Origin of the sequence: Streptomyces armeniacus (assembly GCF_003355155.1) — a bacterium.
Lineage (GTDB): Bacteria > Actinomycetota > Actinomycetes > Streptomycetales > Streptomycetaceae > Streptomyces > Streptomyces armeniacus.
The window spans coordinates 1,554,120-1,571,961 of the sequence record NZ_CP031320.1 but is presented as its reverse complement, the minus strand read 5'-3'; the positions used below and the strand labels follow the sequence as shown (position 1 = coordinate 1,571,961).

Below are 17,842 nucleotides of genomic sequence, written 5' to 3'. Positions count from 1 at the left end.
GACGGCCGCCTGACCGCGTGGCCGCCTGACCGCCTGACCGCGTGGCCGCCTGACCGCCTGACCGCCTGACCGCGTGGCCGCGTGACCGCGTGGCCGCGTGGCCGCCTGACGACCGATAAGAAGCCACACCCGAACCACAACACCACCGAAGGAGCCCACCATGAGTGCTGAGGTCGCCGTCGTCGGCCGCGGCCCGGTCGGTCTGATGCTCGCGTGCGAGCTGCGCCTGGCCGGAGTCGAGGTCGTCGTACTGGAACGCCTTCCCGAGCCCCGTACGGAATCGCTCGGCATGGCCATCAACCCGACCGTCGTCGAACTCCTCACCGCCCGCGGCATCATGGAGTCGCTGCGCGGCGACGGCCTGGAGTGGCCGCAGGCGCAGTTCGCGCACCTGCCGCTGGACCCGACGCGGCTGTCCGAGCGCCGCGAATACAACTTCGCCGTCCCGCAGTCGATGCTCGAACAGCGGCTGGAGGAGCACGCGGTCAAGCTCGGCGCCCGCGTACTCCGCGGCCGCGAGGTCACCGGGCTCACGCAGGACGGCGACGGCGTGGACGTACGCGTCCGTACGAGCGGAGCAGCCGGCGCGGGCGAGGAGTCGCTGCGCTTCCCCTACGTCGTGGGCTGCGACGGCACCGACAGCACGGTGCGCCGCCTCGCGGGCATCGCCTTCCCCGGGACGGACGCGCCGTTCTACGGGCTCACCGGCGACCTGGTGGCCACCGACGCGCTGTTCCAGCACCTCGGCACGAACCAGTACCCGGGCGGGCTGTTCACGGTCGCGCCGTCCGGTCCCGGCACCGTACGGGTGTCCACGGGCGCGTTCGGCGTGGAGGCGCCGGACCGCGAGGCGCCGGTCACCGTGGAGGAGCTGGCCGCGAACATCAAGCAGCTGAGCGGCCTGGAGTTCGCGCAGCTGGAGCCGCACTGGCTGGCGCGCTGGTTCAACGTGACGCGGCAGGCGGAGCGTTACCGCAAGGGCCGGGTGTTCCTGGCGGGCGACGCTGCGCACGTGCAGTTCCCGCTCGGCGGCCAGGCCCTCAGCACAGGCCTGGAGGACGCCGTCAACCTCGGCTGGAAACTGGCCGCCGCCGTACGCGGCCGGGCACCGGACGGCCTGCTCGACAGCTACCACACCGAGCGGCACCCGGTGGGCGAGCGCGCCTGCCGTTCGACGCGGGCGCAGACGGCGCTCATGCACCCGATGGAGGACGTCGCCCCGCTGCGCGAGTTGATGACGGAGCTGATCGGCATCCCGGAGGTCAACGAGCGGCTGGTGAAGCTGGTCGGCGCGCTCGACGTGCGCTACCCGCTGGAGGCCCTCGGGAGGGAGGCCGCCGCGGACGCGTCCGCCGACGCCGCCGACGCGCCGCCCCACCCGCTGACCGGCCACCGGATCGGCGGCGTGCCGCTGGAGACGGCGGACGGCAGCGGGAGCGGCAGCGGCAGCGGCAGCACGACGGAGGCACTCCGCACGGGCCGCGGCGTGCTGATCGACCTGTCAGGCCGCGGCCTCCGTACGGCGGCCTGCGCGGGGTGGGCGGACCGCGTCGACGTGATCACCGCCGGACCCACATCCCGTATCGGCGCGTCGGCGCTCCTGCTGCGCCCCGACGGGCGAGTGGCGTGGGCCACGGACGGCAGCGGCGACGCGGGCCTGCGGGCGGCCCTGACCAGGTGGTTCGGGCCGGAGCAGACGGACGGGGCCGCCGCGGGGGACGCGCACGCGCAGGTGGGACGGGGATGAGCTAGGGGTGGGCTAGGGCCACTTTAGAGGCGCGGCTGACGATGAAGGCGAGGCACCGGCGCGGACGTCCGTGCCGGTCCTCGACCTGTCCTGGGCCCGCACGGGCCCGTACCGGGAGGGATCAGCATGAACGGCCCCGAGGTCCATATCCGCTCTGTCGGCACGGCCCTTCCGGGCCCGCCGGTGGACAACGCCGCTCTGACCCACCGGTTCCACATGTCCCCCGTCTGGGAGCAGTGGATCGACACCTTCATCGGCACCCGCACCCGGCACTTCTCCCTCGACCTGGAGACCGGCGAACTCCGCTACACCCTCACCGACCTGGGCGAGGCCGCGAGCAGGCGCGCCCTGACGAACGCGGGGCTCGCGGCCGGGGAGGTGGACCTGATGGTCATGGGCACCTCGACGCCGGACCGGCTGATGCCCGCCACCATCAACATGATCGCGGAACGGCTCGGCATCGACGGAGTGCCCACGTACCAGCTCCAGTCGGGCTGCAGCGGCGCCGTGCAGGCGCTCGACGTGGCGCACCAGATGCTGCGGTCCGGCCGGTACCGTACGGCGCTCGTGCTGGGCGCGGACAGCTGCGCCAAGCACACGGACCTCAACGTCAACCCGAACGACCTGCCCACCGCCGAGCAGGTCAACGGCGTGCTGTTCGGTGACGGGGCGGGCGCGCTGGTGCTGAGCACGGAGCCGGCGCCGGGCTCGGTCGTCGTACGGCACGTGTTCCACCGGCTGGTGGGGCTGAACCGGGCGCCCGGGCAGATCGTGGAGTGGTTCGGGCGCGGCGACCGCGACAGCGGACGGCAGCCGCTCAGCGAGGACTACAAGGCGATCGAGGAGTCCGTGCCGAAGATGGCCGTGCACATCCTCAACGAGCTGCTCGACGAACTGGACTGGAGCGAGGGCGACATCGACTACCTGCTGCCGCCGCAGCTGTCCGGCCGGATGACCGCGCACATCGCGGAGATCCTGGACCTGCCCGGCGCGCGGGAGATCACGTGCGTCGTGGAGACCGGCAACACGGGCAACGCCCTGCCGTTCTTCCAGCTCGAGGCCGCCCTGCCGCAACTGACCGAGGGCGACCGGGCGCTGGGCATCGCCGTCGAGTCCAGCAAGTGGATCAAGGCCGGATTCGCGCTGGAGAAGTCCTGACACGGCGTCCCCCGCCTTCGCTCCGCGCCCGGAATCGGTGCGCCCGCAATCGGTGCGCCCGCAATGGTTCCGGCCGAAGACGTTCCGACCGCCCGACCGACCACCGCCCGCGGAGGTACCGCTTCGTGAACACGCTCGACGACTTCATCACGCTGCTGCAGGACGAGTTCGGCCTGCCGGTGACGATCGAGGACGCCTCCCGGCACCTGGACGAGGTGTCCGCCTGGGACTCGATGCACATGCTGGCGCTGCTGTCCGCGCTCGAACAGCGCACCGGGCAGCGCATCTCCCTGCCGGACGCCCTGGAGGCGTCCAGCCTCGAGGACATCTACGCGCTGGCGGCCTCCGCGTGAGCGCCGGCACCGGCCCCCGCGCGGCCACCGGCACCGGCCCCCGCGCGGCCACCGGCACCGGCCCCCGCGCGGCCACCGGCACCGGCCCTCGCGTGGCCGCCCCGCCCGCTCGCCCGGCAGCGCCGCCACACGCTCCACTTCCTCGCGGAGATACGGCCGTTCGCGCCCGTCTTCCTCGACACCGACGTCGACATGACGCGCGTACAGCGGCACCGGGACGCGATGCGCCCGCACGGCCGCCCGTACTCCCTGGTCGCCTACGTGCTGCACGCCGCCGCCCGTACCCTCGCCGAGCACCCGGAGGCCAACGCGGCGGTCCGCGGCCGGCTGCGGCCCCGCGTGGCCCGCTACCCCGGCGTCAGCGGCAAGCTCGCCCTCGACAAGACACTCGACGGGCAACGGGTGGTGCTGGCGGCCGTACTCCCCGGCCTGGAGCGGTCCACGCTGGCCGGAATCCAGCGTCGTATCGACCACTTCCGGGACGGCGACCCGGCCGTCATGCCGGAGTTCGCGGGCGCCCGCGCGCTGCACCGGTTGCCGGCGCCGCTGGGCGCGCTCTTGTACCGGCTGGGCGTACGGCCGCTGCGGCGGCGGGCCGAGGTGTTCGGCACGTTCGCGGTGAGCTCGCTGGGGCACCGGCCGGTCGACGGGTTCCACTCGGTAGGCGGTACGACCGTCACGCTCGGCCTCGGACAGGTCGCGGAGCGGCCCGCCGTACGGGACGGGCGGCTGACCACGGCGCCGCTGATGCGGCTCAGCCTGACCTTCGACCACCGGGTGATCGACGGAGCGGAGGCCGCCGACGTACTCACCGGGGTCAAGGAACGTCTGGAGGAGTTCACGCCGGAGCCGGACGACGGTCCGGACGACGATCCTTCCGGCCTGTCCGCTGCCCGGGAAGCGGTGACACCGTGAACGACCTGGCCGAACTCAAGCAGTTCGTGATCGTCCACGCCCGCAGCCAGAAGATCAAGGGCTACCGGGAGCTGCTCGCCCGTATCCGCACCGACGCCGGCGACGGCACCGGCTCCTGGGCCGGCGAGTGGACGCGCGCGGGCGACGCGCTGCGCGACGGCGGCCGCCACCTGGAGGCGTGCCGGCACTACGCCATGGCCCGCTTTCCGTACGTCGACGGACCCGGGCGGCAGCGCGCGCAGGACAGCTGCGCCGAGGCGTTCGACGTGTGGCGGGCCGCGCACCCCGGTGTCGAACGGCTGGATCTGGACCTGCCGGACGGCCGCGTCCGCTGCTGGACGAGCGGGCTGTCCGCGGCCGAACCGCGGCCGCTGCTCGTCGTCATGGGCGGCATCGTGTCCGTGAAGGAGCAGTGGGGTCCGGTGCTGGCGCGGATCGGGCGGCTCGGCATGGCGGGCGTCGTCACCGAGCTGCCCGGCGTCGGCGAGAACACCCTGCGCTACGGCGGCAAGAGCTGGCAGATGCTGTCCTCGGTGCTGGACGCGGTCGGCGAACGGGCCGACGTGTCACAGACGTACGCGATGACGCTCAGCTTCAGCGGGCACATGGCGCTGCGCTGTGCCGTGGACGACAGCAGGATACGGGGCGTCGTCACCACGGGGGCACCGGTCTCGGAGTTCTTCACGGACGCGGCCTGGCAGGACCGGATTCCGCGCGTCACCGTCGACACGCTGGCGCACATGAGCGGCCGGGAGCCGGCGGACGTACGCGGCGGGCTGGCCGAACTCGCGCTCACCGACGGCCAGCTGGCGGCGCTGGACATCCCGCTGCGGTACGTGGCCAGCTCGCGGGACGAGATCATTCCGGCGGCGGAGGCCGCGACCCTGCCGCGCCGGGTGAAGGACGTACGGCTGCTGGTGCACGACGACGTGCACGGCTCGCCGCGGCACGTCGCGGAGACGCAGCTGTGGTGCCTGCGCTCGCTGTTCGAGATACGGGGCGTGCGCGGGCCGCAGAGCGCCGCGCTGGGCCTGCTGCTGGGGGCCAGACGGCTCCAGCGGCGGCTGGCCGCTCCGGGGGCGCGGGCACGGGGCTGAAGGGCCCGACGGGCCGCGGGCTCACGACTTCACGACGAACGGCCTGCCCGGCCCTTCCTTGATCTGCTTGGTGACCAGCCTGGCCAGCGCCCGGTGGCCTTTCTCGGTGGGGTGGAAACTCCGCGATTCGGCGGACAGGGCGCGCAGATTGAACTTCAACCCGTTGACATACGGTTGTGAAGTCCCGGTTTCGTGTCCGTCAAATGCGTTGTAGGCGTCAATGAACTCGACGCTCCCCCGCTTTCCCGCCTTGACGAGCTTCCGGTCGGCATTGCGGGCGCTTTGCTTGATGACGTTATCGACTTCGCGAGTGCGTTCGTTGAGCCATCGCTGATCGTCCTCGCTGATGGTCGCCACGCCGTCTTTGGGATCGTCCGAGAACATGCGCGGATAACCCACCACGAGCACGCGGGCGTTCGGCGCGCGGGCGGTGATACGTCCGATCACCTCGGGCAGCGACTTCGCCAGCTCGTCCAGCCGTTCGGCAATCTCGTCGCCTTGGCCGCGGCAGCTGCCCATCAGCACCTCCGCCAGGCAGCGGGTGAGCACCTTGGTGAATCCGGCGTCGTTTCCGCCGATGCTCAGCGTCACCAGACTGGTCTTGGCGCTGACCCGGTCCGTCTGCGGGAGCCGCCCGTCCTTCCCCTTCAGCACTTCGGTGGTCGTGGCGCCGCTGCAGGCCCAGAACGAGGAGCCGCCGGGGAACCTGAACGCCCTTGTGACGTCGTGGTAGAACGCCGCGGCGTGCCGCAGGCACTCCTCGTCCGCGCCCTTCCCGTCGTCGTCTCCGTCGCCGTCGGTCTGCACGCCCACGCCGGCGGAGTACGAATCGCCCAGGGCGACGTAACCGCCCCTGGTGGCGGCGGCCTGGGGGCTGATGGTCCGGGTGGCGGGCCCGCTCGGGCGCTCCTTGGAACGGCTGGGCTTCTCACAGCCCGTCAGCTCGCAGCGCCAGGAAGGCACCGCGAAGACGCCCGCGACCAGCAGGCCCAGGGCGGCCAACAGCACGACGCCCACGGTGACCTGACGCCTCGCCACCCGTCCGCTTGCCCCGCCTCCGCCGTCGCTCAACGACGCTCCCCTCCCCGTAACGCACGTGTGCCGCAGACCAGTTGATCACAACCGGCACGGGCGCCGGTAGCACCCAAAGCGGTCACCCCGGCCCGACGAAGGTCGGTGTCGCGCGATCGGATGACCAACTTTCGTCGTATGGTCTTCCGGCCGGGAATGGTTCAGAACCGCGCGGGGCAGTGTCACAGCGCGGAGAATTAACGCGGCTGACATATCCGCCGCACACCCGAAAGCGCCGGGGAACTTATCCCGAACTCACGAGTACGGGCTCTGACGAGCGACGACGCGGCGCACGGGCGGCAATGCGGACCCATCGGGAATGAAACTGGAATTCCCGATTCCCCTCCGCGTACGGACATCCCGCGAAGGAAAGACGGGTTACTTTCGCGTAACCCCTGCGGGGAACCGGATTCGACGCCGACCCCAGCACAAGATCGCGGACACTAGGGGTTGTCCGGTCCCGGTTAGGGGTGTTGCGCGGCCCTAGCGGCTCTCTAGTCTCGCACCATCCGATTGGCATCCGAAAAATGCCGAGAGCATTCATGATGACGCTTTGCGAATGCAGAGCATTCCGATCGAAGGAACGGGACAGTGACATCATCATCGGGGGCAGAAGAAATATGGATCAGGCGATTCCACCATGGCTTACCGGGTGGCAATCGCCTGGTCTGCTTTCCGCATGCGGGGGGTTCCGCGAGTTACTACTACCCCTTCTCGCAGGCGCTGGCACCACGGACGGAAGTGCTGGCAGTGCAGTACCCGGGCCGGCAGGACCGGCGGCGGGAACCGCTCGTCGACAGCATCCCGCGGCTGGCCGACCACATCGCCGACGCCCTTGAACGCCAGGGCGCGGACAGCGCGGCGTACTTCGGCCACAGCATGGGCGCCGTCCTCGCGTACGAGGTGGCGCAGCGACTCAGGGAACGGGCGGCACAGGGACCGGCCAGGCTGTTCGTGTCGGGTCGGCGCGCCCCCTCGCGCCGGCGGCCCGGCGGCCCCGGCAGGGTCCATCTTCGCGACGACGACGGGCTCGTGGCCGAGCTCCGCAAGGTAGGGGGCACCGACCCCAGCTTCCTGAACGACCGGGAGCTGCTGGCCGAGATCCTCCCCGTCACCCGTAACGACTACAAGGCCATCGAGACGTACGTCTGGGCAGACCGGCCGCCACTGGACTGCCCGATCACCGCACTCGTCGGCGACCACGACCCGCAGACCACCAGCGACGAGGCGGCCGCTTGGGCCGAGCACACCACCGGGGCGTTCGATCTGCGGGTCTTCCCGGGCGGCCACTTCTATCTGGACGCCCGGCGCGACGACGTGACCGACGTCGTCACCGCCGCCCTGGACCCGACGCCGGCGGTCAACACACTCGAGGGGAACACAGCATGAAGTACGAGGTTCTCGGGCCGCTGAGGGTGACCGAGCGCGACAGCCACTCCTCCATCAGCGCACGCAAGATCGAGACGGTGCTCGCCGTCCTGCTCATCCGTTCGGACCAGGTGGTGGGGCGCGACCAGCTCACGGCCGAGATCTGGGGAGACCAGCCGCCGCGGCGGGCGACCGCCGGGCTGCACGTCTACATATCGCAGCTCCGGAAATTCCTGCAACGCAGATGCCAGCTCGACAACCCCATCGTCACCCAGCCGCCGGGCTACCAACTGCGCAAGGGCGCCGACGAGATCGACTTCCACATCTTCCTGCAGCTCATGAACCAGGGCCGCGCGGACATGCGGGAGCGCCGCTTCGAACAGGCCGCGGAGCGCTTCGAGAGCGCCCTGAGCCTGTGGCGCGGGCCGGTCCTGGGCGACCTGCGGGCCGGCGCGATCGTCGAGGGCTTCGTGACCTGGCTGACCGAAGCCCGCCTCGAGTGCCTGGAGATGCTCGCCGACGCGCAGCTCGAGATCGGCCGGCACCGCGAGTTCGTCGGCCGGCTGTACTCGCTGACCGCCGAGAACCCGCTGCGCGAGACGTTCTACCGCCAGCTGATGCTCGCGCTCTACCGCTCCGAGCGGCAGGCCGACGCCCTGAAGGTCTACCAGGCCGCGCGCCGCACCCTGCACGAGGAGCTCGGCCTCGAGCCGTGCCGCGCCCTCCAGGAGCTCCAGCACGCCATTCTCACCGCCGATGACCAGCTCGACTTCGCAGCCGCCGTCTAACGACAGGATCATCATGGATGACACCGTCGCGACCAGCACCGCGACCACCACTCCCCCGGACTTCCCGATGCAGCGCAGCTGCCCGATGCACCCCGCACCGGGCCAGGTCGCGCTCGCCGAGGAGAAGCCCGTCTCCAGGGTCACGCTGCCGACAGGCAAGACCGCGTGGCTCATCCAGGGCCACGACCATGTGCGGACGATCCTCAACGACCCCAGAGTGAGCGTGGACCGGATGCAGCCGGGCTACCCCATGCTCGCCGAGATGGATCCCAAGACACTCGCCCTCCTGGGGAAGATCAACAACTCGCTGATCGGCCTCGACCCGCCGCAGCACACCGTGCACCGGCGCATGCTGATCAACGAGTTCACGGTGAAGCGTTTCCGCTCCATGCGTCCCCTGCTCCAGCAGATCGTCGACGACTGCATCGACGACATGCTCGCCGTCGGATCACCCGTGGACCTCGTGCAGCTGCTCTCGCTGCCCGTGCCGTCCCGGATGATCTGCGGCCTGCTCGGAGTCCCGTACGAGGACCACGACTTCTTCGAGAAGCGCACACACGTGATCCTCGACCGGAAGTACGACATGCCGGAACGGGTCACCGCCTTCCTGGACCTGATGGGCTACATCGACAAGCTGGTCACCCGCAAGGAAGAGAACCCGCCGGACGACGACATGATCGGCCGGCTGGTCGTGAAGTACCGCGAGGCGGGCATCTACGACCACGAGCACATGCTCGGACTGTCCATGCTGATGCTCATGGCCGGGCACGAGACCAGCGCCAGCATGATCTCGCTCGGCACCCTCGGCCTGCTCCAGCACCCCGAGCAGCTCGAACTCCTCAAGAGCGACCCCTCCATGGCCCCGCGCGCCATCGAGGAACTGCTGCGCTACTGGAGCATCGCCGACATCGTCAGCGGCTCCCGGGTCGCCACCGAGGACATCGAGATCGGCGGCGAGACCATCAGGAAGGGCGAGGGCGTCATCGCGCTCCTCAGCGGCGGCAACCGCGACGGGGCGATGTTCCCCGACCCCGAAAGCCTCGACCTCGCACGCGGCGGCCGGCACCACGTCGCTTTCGGCTTCGGCATCCACCAGTGCCTCGGCCAGAACCTCGTACGGCTGGAGCTCGAGATCGTGTTCAACACGCTCTTCCGCCGCCTCCCGGACCTGCGGCTCGCGGTCACGCTGGAGGAGCTGGAGTTCAAGAACACGGCCAGCATCTACGGCGTCCACGAACTGCCCGTCGCCTGGGGCGACGCGTGACGGCCGGGGAGCGCACGAGCCGTACGGGCGACACGGGCCGTACGGGCCGCACCGCCGGCCTCCGGATCACCGCGGACCGGGAACGGTGCGTCGGCTCGGGCATGTGCGTCCTCAACGAGGACAGCGTGTTCGACCAGAGCGAGGAGGACGGCCGCGTAGTGCTCCTGACGGACACTCCCGGCCCGGAGGTCGAGGCCACGGTCCGCTACGCCATCCAGTGGTGCCCGGCCCGCGCCCTGTCCCTGACCGAGGACTGACACCGACCGGCACCAGGCAAACGCTACGCGCGTCGCGAAGGGGCCCTTCGGAGGAGACCGCCAGATCTCCCCGAAGGGCCCTGCCCGCGAGCCCGTCCGGCGCGCTTGAGGACGGCCGTGCACCACAACGGCCCCCGCAGCCCGGTGAACTCCGGCCCTCAAGTGCCGGACGGGCCGGGGCGGTTGGGGCCGATCGCCAAGGCGGCCACTAGAGCAGGCCGCCGTTCAGGGCGAGGGTCAGGGAGACGTGGTCCGGGGGTGCCGGGACGTCCGCCAGGTCGTGGCGGAAGGCCAGTTCCGCGCCGCCACCCGCGTCGGCGCCACCCCCGTCCGCCCGCCCAAACCCGCACTCCGGATAGAACTCCCGCACCCCGCCGTTCTTCGCCGTCTCCCGGTACCGCCCCTCCACGGCCCGGAACCCGGCCTTGCGGGCTCGGCGAAGCACCGTCGCCATGCACGTCTGCTCGATGCCGCGGGCGAACACGCGGCAGCTCAGCAGCATGTTCTCCACCCGGCAGACGTCCCCGTCGCGGCGCAGCAGCAGCGCGCCCACGAGCCCGTTGTCGCCGAAGCGGTCGCCGCTGCGCACCGTGAGCACCAGGGCGTCCGGGTCGTCGGCCAGTGCCTCCACCTCGGCCGGCTGCAGCCGTACGGTGGTGAGGTTGAACTGGTTGGTGCGCAGTGTCAGTTGTGCGACCCGGCCCACGTCCGCGCGCTCCATACGGGCCAGCCGCACGTGTACGCCGAGCTCCCGCAGGTAGTCGTCGAGGGAGTCGAAGGAGCGCAGGAAGTCGCCGCGGGCACTCTCGTCGCGGTAGCGGCTCGGCCGCGAGCGGTCCTCCGCCGTCACCTCGCGGACGCCGAACCAGCTGTCCCGCAGCAGCCGTTCCAGATGCTCGGCGGGCTCCTCGTCGAGCCGTACGGTGGCCACTTCGGGCAGCTCGCGGCGTACGAGCCCGCACTCGTAGGGGCTGTCGTCCAGGAAGACGAAGCTGTCCGTGCCGAGATTGAGCACTTCGGCGGTCTCCCGTATGTTGTCGGGCTTCGGCCGCCAGTTCGCCGTGACCCGTACGAAGTCCTCCTCGCGCAGGACCATTCCGGGGTGGTCGGCGAGCACCTTGCGTACGGGCTCGAGGTCGTTCTTGCTGACCGCGGTCAGCAGGACGCCCTGTGAGCCGAGTTGCCGTACGGTGCGCTGGAATTCCTGGAACGCCTCGCCGCGGTAGCCGTCCCCCACCTCGATGCCCTCCGGCCCGTCCTCGCCGAGCACGCCGCCCCACAGGGTGCCGTCCAGGTCCAGGGCGAGCGCCTTCTTCGTACGTCCGGCCAGGTGGCGGGCCAGATGGCCGATCTCGCGGGCGTACGCGGCCAGCAGGCCGGCCGACAGGTGGCTCTTCGCGTACAGGCTGAGCCGCGTCTCGGACGCCGGGCCGCCGTCCGCGATCAGCGGGTCGAGGTCCAGTACGACGAGGGAGGGGTGCGCCTCGGCGAGCCGCAGCAGCCGGGCGTTGGCCTCGCGCCACGCGGCGCCGAGGACCGCGCGGGAGCGGTGGTCGACGAGCTGCGCGGTGAAACGGCGGGGCAGCGGCAGCGTGTTGAGCACGAGCGTCGCCGGGCTCTCCGCGCGGAACCGGCCGACCAGCCCGTCCCAGAGTCGTACCTTCTCCTCCAGCGTCCGTTCCACGTCCGCCACCTGCCACGGTGTCGGCAGCTCGTCGAGGACCGCCATCGGGTCGAGCACGCACAGGACGAGGTCCGCGCCGGCGGCGTGCAGGGGACGGGAGGGGTCCGAGAGGTCGAAGACGTAGCCGCCGAAGTCGGCCACGTACGGGCGCAGCAGCATGCCGTGCCGCGCCGTCTCGGCCGTCAGCGCGGGCACGAGCGGGGCGAGGGTGCCGTGCCCGGTGACGGCCACGCCGACCACGGGCGTACGCGGATGGTGGCGCAGCACCTCGTCCGCGTCCACGCGCGACAGCAACTGGCCGGCCTGCGGCAGCCGTTCGGCGGGCAGGTCGGCCAGCAGGGCCTCGACCTCGGGGTAACGCTCGGCGAGCTGCCCGGCGCGGTGCAGCGCGCGCAGCCGGTCCTGCGCCCGCGCGTCCGCCGAAGCGGTCACCGGAGGGGCGGCGGGGGCGGCCGGGGCGGCGGAGGGCGTGTCGGACGTTGTCATCAGCAGACCTTCCCCAGGGCGGAATCGAGGCTCTTGCACCTGCTCGATACGGATTCGGGACAATGATCCGCGCCGTCCCTAAGCCTCAACTTGCCTCGCTCTTTCGCCGCGCGACGGCGCGACGCGGCCACGCGGAGAGGCCCGCACAACCCGGCCCGTCCGGCGATTGAGGACGGTCCCCGGCCACGATGGCGGTGTGCTGGGCCACAGGTAGCCGGACCACTGACAGGCCGGGCCGCCCCCGGCCGCCCTCAAACGCCGGACTGGCTTGGGTGGGTGGCTGTCCAGGGGCCAAAGTCACGGATCGTGGGACTACCAGCGGTCACGGTCACGCGCGGGGCCGTAGGACAGTGCGCCGCGGCTGCCGGGAGCGCGGGGCGGTGTCTGTCGTACGGCGGGGGTAGTCTGCTGCGAGAACTACTCTCTGCTGCTTGTCGATCGCGCTGAATGCTGGTGAAGGGCGGACCTGGCACGATGGGTTCAGAGTTGATCCGGGTGCTCGTGGTTGACGATGAGCCGATGGTGTGCGCGCATCTGCGTACGATCCTCGGCGCGGCCGAACGGCTGGAAGTGGTCGGTGAGGCACACGACGGCGCGGAGGCCGTCGAGTCGGTGCTGCGGCTGAACCCGCACGTGGTGCTGATGGACCTGCGGATGCCGGGCGTGGACGGGCTGACCGCCATCGAGCACATCGCGGCCCTGCCCAAACCGCCGGTGGTGGTGGCCCTCACGACGTTCGACGCGGACAGCTACGTGCTGCGGGCCATGCGCGCCGGGGCGTCCGGTTTCCTGGTGAAGTCGACGCCGCCGGAGGACCTGGTCGGGCTCGTGCAGGTCGCCGCCGACGGGCACACGGTCATGTCCCCGGCCGCCACGCAGCGGCTGCTGGTCGCCGCTGGCGAGCGGCAGCGCGCCGAGAAGCGCCGGGACGGGCTGGTCGAGGATCTGACGGACCGGGAGACCGAGGTCCTCAAGTGCCTGGGCGAGGGGCTGTCGAACGCCCGTATCGCCCAGCGCCTGCACCTGACGGAGGCCACCGTGAAGGGGTACGTGTCCCGGCTGCTGGTCAAGCTGGACTGCGCGAACCGCACGCAGGCGGGACTGCTCGCCTTCGAGGCGGGCCTGTGCGACGACACGTGAACCGGGGGCAGGTGGCGGGCGGCGTACGGCCACCACGTGACGCGGCACGCCCGCACGTACGCGGATGTGAGCGTACGGCGCGCCCGTACGCCGTGGCGTGCGGCGGCCGCGCCCGTACGCCGGGTCGTGAGGAGGCCCCGCCCGTACGCGTGGCACGGCGCCGGCCCAGCGCCCCGGGCCCTCAGCGGTCGATGACTCCGGCCCGCGCCCGTACGGCGCTCCCCCTCACCGCGTCCCCGCCCGCGACCGGACCGCGGCCCGGCACGGCCACCGCCCCCGTCGCCGCGGTGCTCGCCGCCGTGCTCGCCGCGGTGTTCGCCCCCTCGGCCGCCCCCACCGCCGCCGGCGCGATCGCCGTCAGCAGCAGGCCGCCGCGTACCAGCCAGCGCCCGTGGAAGGCCGCGACCCGGCGGCCGTTCACCACCACGGCGGCGGCCGCCAGCCGCGCCGTGAACGTGCCCGCCCACGGGTCGAACGTGATCTCGGCGTCGGCGAAGTCCAGTGGCCGCCCGGTCAGCGGATACCACGCCTTGTAGACGCTCTCCTTCGCGCTGAACACCAGCCGGTCCCAGCACACTCCGGGCCTGCACGCACGCAACTCCGTAAGCCAGACCCGTTCCTGAGGGAGCGTCACCAGCTCGCGCGCCTGGCGTCCGGGCAGCGGCAGGTTCGGTTCGGCGTCCACGCCGACCGCCATGACCTCGTCCGCACGGGCCACCACGGCCGCCCGGTAGCCCGCGCAGTGCGTCATGCTGCCGACCACGCCCGCGGGCCAGACCGGCGCCCCGCGCCGCCCCGGCAGGATGGGCGCGGGTGCGACGCCCAGCCCGGCCAGCGCCGTACGGGCGCACGCCCGCGTCGTGCCGAACTCCCGGCGCCGCTCGGGCACCGCCCGCGCCACCACGGCCTCCTCCGCGGCGAACAGAGGTGCCGGTGCCGCGTCGTCGTACCTCTCCGCCACCTCCGCCGCGGCGGGCAGCAACTCCTCGATCACGTCGTACGGCCCCCTCCCCGTACGGCCGCCGCGTTCCGCACGGCCATCCGCACGGCATCGTCGCGGCAGCGGCTGAAGCGCGGCTAAACGCCGTCCGCCGCGAGCGACGGCCCGGTGCGCGCCCCGGCCCCGCCCGGCCTCGTAACCGACCCGCGTACCCGACCCCTCCGTACCGGGCTAGAAACGCCCAAGGTCCGCGTAAGGCCCCGGCGGCAGAATCCCCGTAACTAACCAGCGGGTCTCCGCGGGGATCCGGTGCTCCCACCCACCCGGTCGAGGAGAGGTCAAGATGGACACACGTCATCCCAACGCACTGCTCACAGGCGGACCGAGCGCACTGGAGCGGGCACAGCGGCTGCTGCACGTCGCCGACCTGAACGACCGCGTCAAGATCCTCATGGGCAACCGCTACGAGCACTTCGCCCCCACCGGCAAGACCGTCGACACGGAGCAGGGGAAGGTGCACGTCTTCGAGTGGTCGTACCGGACGCGCATCGCCGAGTAGCCCAACGCGGGCCCCGTACCCACACGGACCCTCAGCCGATGTCCGGCGGGTCGACGCGGAGCTGCACCGCGGGCCCCTCCCGGCGGGCCAGCCGCCGGGACTGCGCCTCCTTCAGCGCGGTGGCCAACGCCGCGCCCCGGCCGGGCGGCACCCGTACGAGCGCGCGGTCGCGCCGCTCCTCCGGCACGTCGCGCGCCTCCCGTATCCGCGCGGTGCCGGGCGCCCCCGACGGACGGCTCCGCGGAGGCGCGGGCAGCGGCACGGGGCCCAGGACCTCGGCCTCCGGCGGCAGTTCGGCGGCGGCCAGGAAGCCCGCGACGGCCTCCGGCGCGCCGCTGACCGCCGCCATCCGGGACACCGGCGGGAAGCCCAGCTCGGACCGGTCGGCCAGCTCCCGTACGGCGTGCCCGGCGGGGTCCCAGCGCAGCAGCGCCTGAACGGGCCGCAGCGACGGCTCCGCCATGATGACCACGCTGCCGCCCTCGCGCTGCCCCCGCACCAGCGCGGCCGCCGCCATCCAGCGGCGCAGCGCCTCCTCGTCGGCCCGCAGGTCCGGGCGCCCGAGCAGCGCCCAGCCGTCCAGCAGCAGCGCTGCGGCGTAACCCGGCCCGGCGGCGGGCGGTTCGGCGCCCGGCGTGGACACCACCAGGGCGGGGCCGTCCGGCACGGCGTCCAGGATGTGGTCGCGCCCGGAGGTGCGGACGGGCACCGCCGGGAAGGCGCGGCCCAGCTCCTCGGCCGTACGCCGCGTGCCGAACGCCCGTGCCCGCAGCCGCGAGCCGCCGCAGTCCAGGCACCGCCAGCCCGGCTCCGTACTCGCGCACCACGTGCAGCGCAGCGGCTCGTCCGCGCCCGTCGCCTCCAGCGGGCCGTGGCAGTGCACGCAGCGGGCGGGGGCGCGGCAGCGCTCGCACGCCAGCCGCGGTACGTAGCCCCGGCGCGGCACTTGGACCAGCACCGGGCCCCGCTCCAGCGCGTCCCGTACGGTCTGCCAGGCGACGCTGGGCAGCCGCGCCGAACGCGCCCCGGGGTCGCGCGACTCGTCCCCGTCCCCGACCGTACGTATGAGGGGCGCGGTGGCCCGTACGGTCTCCCGGTCCGCCGCCAGCGGCCGCGCCCAGCCCGACTCGACGAGCTGAGCCGCCTCGACCGTGCAGGCGTGCGCGCCCAGCAGGAACGCCGTCTTCCCGTGCGCGGCGCGCAGCAGCAGCACCTCGCGAGCGTGCGGCTGGGGGGCGTGGTCGTCGCTGTGCGCGGTCTCGCCGTCGTCCCAGATGGCGACCAGGCCCAGGTCCCGTACGGGCGCGAACATCGCGGCACGGGTGCCGATCACGGCCCGCACGGAGCCGCGGTTGACCGCGAGCCAGCGGCGGTAACGCGCCTCCGGGCCCGCGTCGGCCGTCAGCAGCACGTGCCGGCCGGTGCCGAGCAGCGCGGTGAGCGCGGCGTCGGCGCGGGCGGCGGCGCGGCCGTCGGGCAGCACGGCGAGGGCGCCGCGGCCGGAGGCGAGCGCGGCGGCCATGGCGCGGGCCAGCTCGTCCGGCCAGCCGGGGCCGGGCAGCGCGGTCCACACGGCACGCGGCGACTCCCCCTGGGCGAGGGCGCGGAGGAACCCCGGACCCTGCGGATACCGCGCCCAGCCGCCGGGCGCGGGCACGGCGGGCGGCGCGGGCGGCGGCACCGGCTCGGCCTTCTCCGCGCGGGCCATGCGGGGCGGCACGGCGAGCTGCACGACGTCGGCGAGGGAGCCGGCGTACCGGTCGGCGACCGCCCGGCACAGCTGCAACAGCCCCGGCGTGAGCACCCGTTCCGGAGAGAGCACCTGGGCGATCGGGGCCAGCGCACCGGGGAAGTCGCTCTCCTCGACGCGCTCCACGACGAAGCCGTTGATCAGCCTGCCGCCCTCGCGCCGACCCTCCCGCTCCCCCGCCCCGAACCGCACCCGGACCCGAACTCCTGGCTGCGCCTCGGCGTCCATCGCGGCGGGCACGGCGTAGTCGAAATACCGGTCGAGATGGACCAGGCCCTTGTCCACGAGCACCCGCGCGACGGGCCGCTCCGCGGCCGTCTCCGCCCCCCGCCACGTGCGCGGCTTCGCCTTCGGCGGCTTCCGCTTCCGCACGGTCTCCCGGAGCAGCGCGAGCTGCTCCGGCGGCTCGGCCGCGGAGCGCTCATTCCGCTCGTTCTCGCTGCTCACAGGTCCAGTCTTAGCAGACGGCACTGACAGCGAAGCGGCCCGTACGAGACGTACGGGCCGCGGCACTGGTGCGCCCGGCGACCGCTGTCCGGGCAGCGGGGTCGCCGGGCGCGGCTTGCCTCAGCATTCAGACTGTCAGGCCGCGGGCCTCAGACCGTAGGCCGCGGGCCTCAGACCATGGGCCTCAGGCCGCGGGCCGGCTTTCACGTCCGGTCCTCGCCGCTGTCACGGCGCAGATGGCGCCCAGCAGGAAGGTGACGCCGCCGACGATGATGTTGTTCCAGATGACGCCCGTGTCAGGGCTGTCACCGACGATCCAGGACGACACCACCAGCCAAGCGCCCATCGCGCACATGGCCCAGCTCAGCCCGTACATCCTGGCCGGCGCCATGGTGAAGCCGAGCGCCAGCAGGCCGATCGCGATGCCCACGATGAGGTGGTGCGTCGCGAGCGCGGGCTGCGAGCCGGAGAAGTGGACCGTCCAGGGGGAGATGGCACAGTACAGACCGACCAGGAACACCGGCCCGTCCACGAGGGCCACGTCGCGCCCGTGGAGCATGCGGGCGTACCGGGCTTGCATTTCAGACGCATCGGGGTGACCAGTTAGATCATCTCGGGTGCGAGAGACGTCAGCCACGGGACTCGCCTCCTTCTTTCCGCACGTTTCCGATCACGCCGTACGGCGTCAACCGCTTGTGGTCCCATTGTGCGCGCGCCGGGTCATTATCGGTAGATACCGCCCTATCTCTTCCGCAATCGCCCATTCCGTCCAAGGCCGGGCCATCTCGACGCCCCCGCCGCTCTCCGGTTGCCTTTCG

General features: G+C 72.4%; 16 protein-coding genes. 11 read left to right on the top strand and 5 right to left on the bottom strand.

Annotation, left to right across the window (positions count from 1 at the left end; translation table 11 throughout):
• The first annotated feature begins 115 nt into the window (after nucleotides 1-115).
• The 5 genes from DVA86_RS06910 (at nucleotide 116) to DVA86_RS06890 (ending at nucleotide 5,270) form a co-directional block, all read left to right on the top strand.
• Nucleotides 116-1,747 (top strand): FAD-dependent monooxygenase, encoded by a 1,632-nt coding sequence (locus DVA86_RS06910; RefSeq protein WP_342776410.1) that lies wholly within the window; start codon nucleotides 116-118, stop codon nucleotides 1,745-1,747.
• 126 nt (nucleotides 1,748-1,873) lie between these two features.
• Nucleotides 1,874-2,905 (top strand): 3-oxoacyl-ACP synthase III family protein, encoded by a 1,032-nt coding sequence (locus DVA86_RS06905; protein ID WP_208876618.1) that lies wholly within the window; start codon nucleotides 1,874-1,876, stop codon nucleotides 2,903-2,905.
• A 125-nt stretch (nucleotides 2,906-3,030) separates the two neighbouring features.
• The gene (locus tag DVA86_RS06900) at nucleotides 3,031-3,258 is read left to right on the top strand and encodes an acyl carrier protein (protein WP_208876616.1); all 228 of its coding nucleotides are present in this window, start codon (nucleotides 3,031-3,033) and stop codon (nucleotides 3,256-3,258) included.
• Nucleotides 3,259-3,450: 192 nt separating this feature from the next.
• Entirely contained in the window at nucleotides 3,451-4,173 is a 723-nt protein-coding gene (locus tag DVA86_RS06895) for a 2-oxo acid dehydrogenase subunit E2 (RefSeq protein WP_208876614.1), read from the top strand.
• A complete protein-coding gene (locus DVA86_RS06890; RefSeq protein ID WP_208876609.1) occupies nucleotides 4,170-5,270 on the top strand; it encodes an alpha/beta fold hydrolase in 1,101 nt (366 codons plus the stop codon). The genes DVA86_RS06895 and DVA86_RS06890 overlap by 4 nt, the downstream gene beginning before the upstream one ends.
• Before the next feature lie 21 nt (nucleotides 5,271-5,291).
• Here DVA86_RS06890 and DVA86_RS06885 read toward each other — a convergent pair whose 3' ends face one another.
• Nucleotides 5,292-6,287, bottom strand: a complete 996-nt coding sequence (locus DVA86_RS06885; RefSeq protein ID WP_222623293.1) for an SGNH/GDSL hydrolase family protein — start codon at nucleotides 6,285-6,287, stop codon at nucleotides 5,292-5,294.
• 645 nt (nucleotides 6,288-6,932) lie between these two features.
• Between DVA86_RS06885 and DVA86_RS06880 the strand changes: the two genes are divergently transcribed.
• From DVA86_RS06880 to DVA86_RS06865, 4 genes are read left to right on the top strand one after another with little or no spacing between them, the layout of a single operon-like run.
• Entirely contained in the window at nucleotides 6,933-7,730 is a 798-nt protein-coding gene (locus DVA86_RS06880) for a thioesterase II family protein (RefSeq protein WP_245996377.1), read from the top strand.
• Nucleotides 7,727-8,497, top strand: coding sequence for an AfsR/SARP family transcriptional regulator (locus tag DVA86_RS06875; protein ID WP_208876606.1), 771 nt, complete (start codon nucleotides 7,727-7,729; stop codon nucleotides 8,495-8,497). The genes DVA86_RS06880 and DVA86_RS06875 overlap by 4 nt, the downstream gene beginning before the upstream one ends.
• Nucleotides 8,498-8,510: 13 nt before the next feature.
• A complete protein-coding gene (locus DVA86_RS06870) occupies nucleotides 8,511-9,761 on the top strand; it encodes a cytochrome P450 (RefSeq protein ID WP_208876605.1) in 1,251 nt (416 codons plus the stop codon).
• On the top strand, nucleotides 9,758-10,018 hold the full coding sequence (locus tag DVA86_RS06865; RefSeq protein WP_245996376.1) for a ferredoxin: 261 nt from the start codon (nucleotides 9,758-9,760) through the stop codon (nucleotides 10,016-10,018). Before DVA86_RS06870 ends, DVA86_RS06865 begins: the two co-directional genes overlap by 4 nt.
• Before the next feature lie 208 nt (nucleotides 10,019-10,226).
• Here the strand turns inward: DVA86_RS06865 and DVA86_RS06860 are convergent, their stop codons facing one another.
• Nucleotides 10,227-12,188, bottom strand: a complete 1,962-nt coding sequence (locus DVA86_RS06860) for an HAD-IIIC family phosphatase (protein ID WP_208876604.1) — start codon at nucleotides 12,186-12,188, stop codon at nucleotides 10,227-10,229.
• Between the two features lie 474 nt (nucleotides 12,189-12,662).
• Here DVA86_RS06860 and DVA86_RS06855 point away from each other — a divergent pair, with 474 nt between their 5' ends.
• Complete coding sequence (locus DVA86_RS06855) at nucleotides 12,663-13,328, top strand: response regulator (RefSeq protein WP_222623292.1); 666 nt, start codon at nucleotides 12,663-12,665, stop codon at nucleotides 13,326-13,328.
• A 181-nt stretch (nucleotides 13,329-13,509) separates the two neighbouring features.
• Here the strand turns inward: DVA86_RS06855 and DVA86_RS06850 are convergent, their stop codons facing one another.
• Nucleotides 13,510-14,322: a 4'-phosphopantetheinyl transferase family protein gene (locus tag DVA86_RS06850; RefSeq protein ID WP_208876603.1), complete on the bottom strand. Its 813-nt coding sequence runs from the start codon at nucleotides 14,320-14,322 to the stop codon at nucleotides 13,510-13,512.
• A 289-nt stretch (nucleotides 14,323-14,611) separates the two neighbouring features.
• Between DVA86_RS06850 and DVA86_RS06845 the strand changes: the two genes are divergently transcribed.
• Nucleotides 14,612-14,827: a DUF5988 family protein gene (locus DVA86_RS06845; RefSeq protein WP_208876598.1), complete on the top strand. Its 216-nt coding sequence runs from the start codon at nucleotides 14,612-14,614 to the stop codon at nucleotides 14,825-14,827.
• A gap of 31 nt (nucleotides 14,828-14,858) precedes the next feature.
• Here DVA86_RS06845 and DVA86_RS06840 read toward each other — a convergent pair whose 3' ends face one another.
• Nucleotides 14,859-17,024, bottom strand: a complete 2,166-nt coding sequence (locus DVA86_RS06840) for a primosomal protein N' (protein WP_208876597.1) — start codon at nucleotides 17,022-17,024, stop codon at nucleotides 14,859-14,861.
• 184 nt (nucleotides 17,025-17,208) lie between these two features.
• The gene (locus tag DVA86_RS06835) at nucleotides 17,209-17,661 is read right to left on the bottom strand and encodes an SPW repeat protein (RefSeq protein WP_208876596.1); all 453 of its coding nucleotides are present in this window, start codon (nucleotides 17,659-17,661) and stop codon (nucleotides 17,209-17,211) included.
• Between the last annotated feature and the right edge of the window lie 181 nt (nucleotides 17,662-17,842).

Excerpts from the sequence above, each read along its gene's own strand:
- DVA86_RS06895 (WP_208876614.1), top strand. The coding sequence starts at position 3,451 with ATGACGCGCGTACAGCGGCACCGGGACGCGATGCGCCCGCACGGCCGC.
- DVA86_RS06855 (WP_222623292.1), top strand. The coding sequence starts at position 12,663 with ATGGGTTCAGAGTTGATCCGGGTGCTCGTGGTTGACGATGAGCCGATG.
- DVA86_RS06875 (WP_208876606.1), top strand. The coding sequence starts at position 7,727 with ATGAAGTACGAGGTTCTCGGGCCGCTGAGGGTGACCGAGCGCGACAGC.
- DVA86_RS06870 (WP_208876605.1), top strand. The coding sequence starts at position 8,511 with ATGGATGACACCGTCGCGACCAGCACCGCGACCACCACTCCCCCGGAC.
- DVA86_RS06860 (WP_208876604.1), bottom strand. The coding sequence starts at position 12,188 with ATGACAACGTCCGACACGCCCTCCGCCGCCCCGGCCGCCCCCGCCGCC.
- DVA86_RS06845 (WP_208876598.1), top strand. The coding sequence starts at position 14,612 with ATGGACACACGTCATCCCAACGCACTGCTCACAGGCGGACCGAGCGCA.
- DVA86_RS06905 (WP_208876618.1), top strand. The coding sequence starts at position 1,874 with ATGAACGGCCCCGAGGTCCATATCCGCTCTGTCGGCACGGCCCTTCCG.